This is a genomic window from Sphingomonas sp. CCH5-D11 (genome assembly GCF_001557395.1).
Classification (GTDB): domain Bacteria; phylum Pseudomonadota; class Alphaproteobacteria; order Sphingomonadales; family Sphingomonadaceae; genus Sphingomonas.
In genome coordinates this window covers 1-4940 of record NZ_LSKH01000210.1, presented here as the reverse complement: position 1 = coordinate 4940, position 4940 = coordinate 1, and the positions used below count along the sequence as shown (strand labels likewise).

At 65.1% G+C, this 4940-nt stretch carries 7 protein-coding genes; 1 reads left to right on the top strand and 6 read right to left on the bottom strand.

What is annotated here, in order from left to right; all coding sequences use genetic code 11:
* The coding region (locus AX702_RS12975; protein ID WP_197420601.1) for a sigma 54-interacting transcriptional regulator at window positions 1–808 on the top strand (808 nt) is incomplete at its 5' end.
* 32 nt (window positions 809–840) lie between these two features.
* On the opposite strand, the gene AX702_RS12970 is transcribed toward AX702_RS12975, so the two are convergent.
* From AX702_RS12970 to mbhE, 6 genes are all read right to left on the bottom strand, one after another.
* The gene (locus AX702_RS12970) at window positions 841–1239 is read right to left on the bottom strand and encodes a Na+/H+ antiporter subunit G (RefSeq protein ID WP_066780213.1); all 399 of its coding nucleotides are present in this window, start codon (window positions 1237–1239) and stop codon (window positions 841–843) included.
* Complete coding sequence (locus AX702_RS12965) at window positions 1236–1505, bottom strand: K+/H+ antiporter subunit F (protein ID WP_066780211.1); 270 nt, start codon at window positions 1503–1505, stop codon at window positions 1236–1238. The genes AX702_RS12970 and AX702_RS12965 overlap by 4 nt, the downstream gene beginning before the upstream one ends.
* Entirely contained in the window at window positions 1502–1990 is a 489-nt protein-coding gene (locus AX702_RS12960; protein WP_066780209.1) for a Na+/H+ antiporter subunit E, read from the bottom strand. Before AX702_RS12960 ends, AX702_RS12965 begins: the two co-directional genes overlap by 4 nt.
* Complete coding sequence (locus AX702_RS12955; protein WP_066780207.1) at window positions 1987–3492, bottom strand: monovalent cation/H+ antiporter subunit D; 1506 nt, start codon at window positions 3490–3492, stop codon at window positions 1987–1989. The genes AX702_RS12960 and AX702_RS12955 overlap by 4 nt, the downstream gene beginning before the upstream one ends.
* A complete protein-coding gene (locus AX702_RS12950) occupies window positions 3489–3851 on the bottom strand; it encodes a Na+/H+ antiporter subunit C (RefSeq protein WP_177178981.1) in 363 nt (120 codons plus the stop codon). The genes AX702_RS12955 and AX702_RS12950 overlap by 4 nt, the downstream gene beginning before the upstream one ends.
* On the bottom strand, window positions 3848–4940 hold a 1093-nt coding region (gene mbhE, locus AX702_RS12945), incomplete at its 5' end, for a hydrogen gas-evolving membrane-bound hydrogenase subunit E (protein ID WP_156455483.1). The genes mbhE and AX702_RS12950, both read right to left, overlap by 4 nt.

Here is a 4940-nt window from a genome sequence, read left to right as displayed (position 1 = left end):
TTGCAGCACCCTGCCGGCCAATCTGATCGACAGCGAGCTGTTCGGCCATGAGCCGGGCGCCTTCCCGGGCGCCTTTGATCGGAAAGTGGGCAAGTTTGTCGAAGCGGATGGCGGCACGCTGTTCATCGATGAAATCGCGGAAATGCCGCTAGAGACGCAGGATCGGCTTCACGATGCGCTGCAATCCGGATTGATCCTGCCGCAGGGCGGACGGCACGCGCGCGAGGTCGACGTGCGCGTCATCGCCGCCACCAACAAGCGACTTGTCGAGGAGGTGGAAGCCGGTCGTTTTCGCGAGGAGCTTTTCTTTCGCCTCAACGTCGTACCGGTGACGATCCCGCCATTGCGCGACCGGGCGCAGGACATTCCGGCACTGGCGCGGCATCTGCTCGCCAGGATCGCTTTGCAGCCGGGATTGCGACAGCTTGGCATCACCGACGATGCGCTGGCGCTGCTGGTCGATTATGACTGGCCCGGGAATGTCAGGCAGCTGCAGAATGCGCTGTTCCGTGCGGCGGTGCTTTGCGAGGGCGATGCCCTGACCCGCGCCGATTTCCCGCAGATCGCCACCCTCAACGCGCGCCGCGCACGCTCGCCACAGCCGCAGCCTATGTCCACATCGGGCGGCGTGACGCTGTTCCACCCGGACGGCAATCTTCGCGCGCTGCATGAGATCGAGGCGGATGTGATCCGGCTTGCGATCGGCCATTATCGTGGGCGGATGACGGAAGTGGCGCGGCGGCTCGGCATTGGGCGCTCCACCCTATATCGGAAGCTCAGCGAGCTCGGGATCGACAGCGCGGCATAGTGGGAGGTCGGGCGCAGGAAGCGTCCGGCGGACTATCGCTCCCCGTCGTGGCCGAAGGTCGCCCAATCAGCCTCGCCTGATGGCGGAGCAGGCATGCCCTCCACCTCCGGCGCGCCTTTCCCGTCCTCGGTCCGGCAACCATGAAGATAAGCTTTGGCGATCAGATTGGCCGAGATGGGAGCGGTGAGGAACAGGAACAAAGTAATCAGCAGCTCATGCGCCGTCCAAGTGCCGCTATGGACCGGAAAATAGATCATCGAGGCCATCAGGCAGCTTCCGACGCCCAGGGTGGTGGCCTTGGTCGGCCCGTGCAGCCGGCTCATCAGCACCGGCAACTTCGCCAGTCCCCAGCTTCCGATCAGCGCAAAGGCACCGCCCATCAGGAGCAGCCCGGCGATCAGCGCATCGGCAAGAACGGCGAGGCCGGTCATTCCACGACATCCCCGCGCAACAGGAACTTGGAATAGGCGGCTGTTCCCACGAAGCCGACCATCGCGAGCAGCAATGCCGCTTCGAAATAGCTCGTCGTTCTTTCCTTGATCCCGAACAGGATGATGAACGCGATCGCGTTGATCACCATCGTATCCAGCGCCAGGATGCGATCGGCAGCGGTCGGCCCGCGGAACAGCCGCAGCAGGTTGAGCAACATCGCCGCGGCGATACAGGCCATTGCGATGGCAAGCGCGATGGCGATCATTTGAAGATCTCCATCAATCGCCTTTCGTACCGAGACTTGATGTTCGCGATTTCGGCCTCCGGATCGGCAACGTCCAGCGCATGGACGAGGAGAAACCGCCCATCGGTGGAAATGTCGGCCGATACCGTTCCGGGCGTTAGGCTGATCGTGCCCGCAAGCAGGGTGATCGCTTCCGCCGACCGCAGGTCCAGCGGGATCGACAGCCAGGCGGTCCGCAGCTCCGCGTTGCGACGAAACAGGATCAGGCGCGCCACATGGAAGTTGGCAACGACGATGTCGCGCAGCACGAGCAGGAGAAAGCCAAGTAGCGGCAGCCCCCATTTCATCAACGGCCGATCGGGCCAGAACGCCGCGGTGAAGAGTGGGATCACGATCGCGAAGATACTGCCGAGTACCAGCCCGCCCATGCTCAGCGCGTTGAGCATCAGCAGCCAGATCAGCAGAAGCAGCGCGCTGAGGCCGGGATGGGGAAGGATGCGCTTCACCGTCCCGCTCCCCCCAGCGACGGCAGGACCGCGCGGATGTAATCGGCGGAATCAAAGATCTGCCTGCTCGCCGCCTCCGTATACGCCGTCACTGGACCGGCAGCGATGGTCAGCAATCCCAGTAGTACCAGCAGGAACGCGGCTGGGGCCGCTTCCGCCGGATTGATCCGGCGCTGGCTCGGCGCGGGCTGCTCACTCGCCACCGGCTTCCAGAATAATGTGCTGCCCGCGCGCGCGAGCCCGATCACCGCGACAAGGCTCGTGCCCAGGATCACCGCCCATATGGCTGGCCACCATGGCGAGGCGAGCGCGGCATCCAGAATCAGGAGCTTGCCGATAAAGCCCGACAGCGGCGGCAGCCCGGCCAGCGCCACGCCGCCGGCGATAAACAGGAACGCCAGCAATTGCCGGCCGCCGTAGCCCGCCGTGCTGACGATCGCGTCGCCCTCCGTCCCGCGCCAGCGGATGACGAGGTCGGTGACAAGGAACAACAGCGCCGCCGCCAGCGTCGTGTGCGGCAGATAATATAGCGCCGCCGCCATGGCGCTTTCCTCGAACAGCGCAGCCGCCACCAGCAGGATCGCGGTCGAGCCGATCAGGCCGAAAGCCACCATCGACCTCAGGTGCCGCGCCGCGAGAAAGCCCGCAAACCCAAGGAACATCGTGCCAAGCGCGGCAGGAACCATGTACCGCCCCGCCGCGCCGGCGAAGATCAGCGGGCCAGTGCGGATGATCGCATAGGCGCCTACCTTGGTCATGATTGCGAACAACGCAGCCACGGCTGGCGCGGCCCCGGCGTAGGCGCGTGGCAACCACAGATGGAGCGGCAGCAGCGCCGCCTTCAGCGCGAACACCGCCATGAGCAACATGCCGCCGGCCCGGAACAGCCCTTGATCGCCCGGCAACAGCGTCGTGCCGCGCACAGCCATGTCGGCCATGTTGAGCGTCCCGGTGATGCCGTACAGCAGCCCCAGCGCGATCAGGAACAGCGTCGATCCGACGAGGTTGACGATCACATATTGCACGCCGGCCGTCAGGCGGCGCGCGCCCTGCCCGTGCAGAAGCAGGCCATACGAGGCGATCAGCAGCACCTCGAAGAATACGAACAGGTTGAACAGGTCGCCTGTCAGGAACGCGCCATTGATGCCGAGCAGCTGAAACTGGAACAGCGGGTGGAAGTGCCAGCCACGCCGGTCGAGCGCAGTAAGCGTCGCATGTACGCTGACCGCCAGCCCCAGCGCCGCCGTCAGCACGAGCATCATTGCAGCAAGCCGATCGAGCACCAGCACAATGCCGAATGGCGCCGGCCAGTCACCCAGGGCATAGGCCGACACTTGCCCCGAGCCGGCTTTGACCATCAGCATTATTGCGAGCAGCAGCAGGCTGGCCGTCGCACCGATCGATACCGCCGCGCCGATCCAGCGCCGGCGCTGTCGGAACAGCAGGGCCGTGGTTCCGGCAAAGGCCGGGAGCAGCACCGGCGCCGCTATCAACGCGCTCATTGGCGGTTTTCCCGCTCGAGCAGATCGGGATCGGGCTTGCCATCAACCTGATCGGTGCCGGTCTCAAGAAACGTGCGCAGCGCCAGCACCAGTGCGAGCGCCGTCATGCCGAAGGAGATCACGATCGCTGTCAGCACGAGCGCCTGCGGCAGCGGATCGGTATAAACAGCGGCATTCTTCTCGAAGATCGGCGGGCGGCCGACCACAAGACGCCCCATCGCGAACAGGAACAGGTTGATCGCGTAGGACATCATGGCAAGGCCGATGACCACCGGGAAGGTGCGCGCCCGCAGGCAAAGGTAGATGCCGGCGGCAGTGAGCGCGCCGATCGCGGTCGCGACGAGGAATTCGATGCTCATGGCCGCGCCTCCCGGAGCTTCGCGGGATCGACGTCCATCGGGCCGTCATCCTCGAACGACTCCTTATGGGCGCGCTGCGCGATGTGGCTGAGTTCGGCGAGCGCCAGCATCACCGCACCGATCACCGCCAGGGCAACGCCGATGTCGAACAGCATGGCGGTGGCCAGTTCGAATTCGCCGACTATGGGCAAGGTTACATGGCCAAAGGCACTGGTGAACAAGGGTGCGCCGAACCACAGCGAGCCGACGCCGGTGAGCGCAGCGATGATCACGCCGAAGCCGATCAGCGCATGCTCATCGATCTGCCGCCGCTGATCCGCCCATTCGAAGCCGGATGCCATATATTGCATGAGCAGCGCGATGGAGAAGATCAGCCCGGCGATGAAGCCGCCGCCCGGTGAGTTGTGGCCGCGCAGGAAGATATAAAGGCCGACCACCATCGCCAGCGGCAGCAACAGGCGCGCGGCGACCGCGAACATCATCGGGTGGCGTTCCGGCGAGCGCGGCAAGTCTGCCACCCACTCCCGCAACCTCTGCCCGGAGACGCCCCGAGCGGCTGGCTGAAGCAAGGCAAAGATGGTCAGCGCGGCGATGCCCAGCACCGTGATCTCACCGAATGTGTCGAAGGCGCGGAAGTCCACCAGCGTGACGTTCACCACATTCTTTCCGCCCCCGCCCGAATAGCTGTTCGCCCAGTGATAGGAGGAGATCGGGTTGCGCGGCTCGCGCGTCATCACCGCCCAGGCCGCAAGGCCGCTTGCCGCCCCGCCCGCCAGCCCGAGCACCACGTTGCGGATCCGCTCGATCCTGCTCGTCAGCTGCACGGGCTGCTTCGGCAGCAGGTTGAGCGCCAGCAGCAGCAGCAGGATCGTGACGGTCTCTACCGAAATCTGGGTAAGCGCGAGGTCGGGCGCGGAGAGATAGACGAAGGCGAGCGACACGATGAGGCCGACGACGCTGATATAGATGAGCGTCAGGAATCGTTCCCATGGCACAAGCACGACTGAGGCGGTGGCGGCCAGCAGCAGCACCCAGGCGACGATCGCCACTGGCGGTGCCGGCAGCAGCGGGCGCGTTCCTGGCGTATAG

What these genes read in the sequence shown, in the direction of transcription:
- AX702_RS12970 (WP_066780213.1), bottom strand. Translation starts at nt 1,239, where the DNA reads ATGACCGGCCTCGCCGTTCTTGCCGATGCGCTGATCGCCGGGCTGCTC.
- AX702_RS12965 (WP_066780211.1), bottom strand. Translation starts at nt 1,505, where the DNA reads ATGATCGCCATCGCGCTTGCCATCGCAATGGCCTGTATCGCCGCGGCG.
- AX702_RS12955 (WP_066780207.1), bottom strand. Translation starts at nt 3,492, where the DNA reads ATGAGCGCGTTGATAGCGGCGCCGGTGCTGCTCCCGGCCTTTGCCGGA.
- AX702_RS12950 (WP_177178981.1), bottom strand. Translation starts at nt 3,851, where the DNA reads ATGAGCATCGAATTCCTCGTCGCGACCGCGATCGGCGCGCTCACTGCC.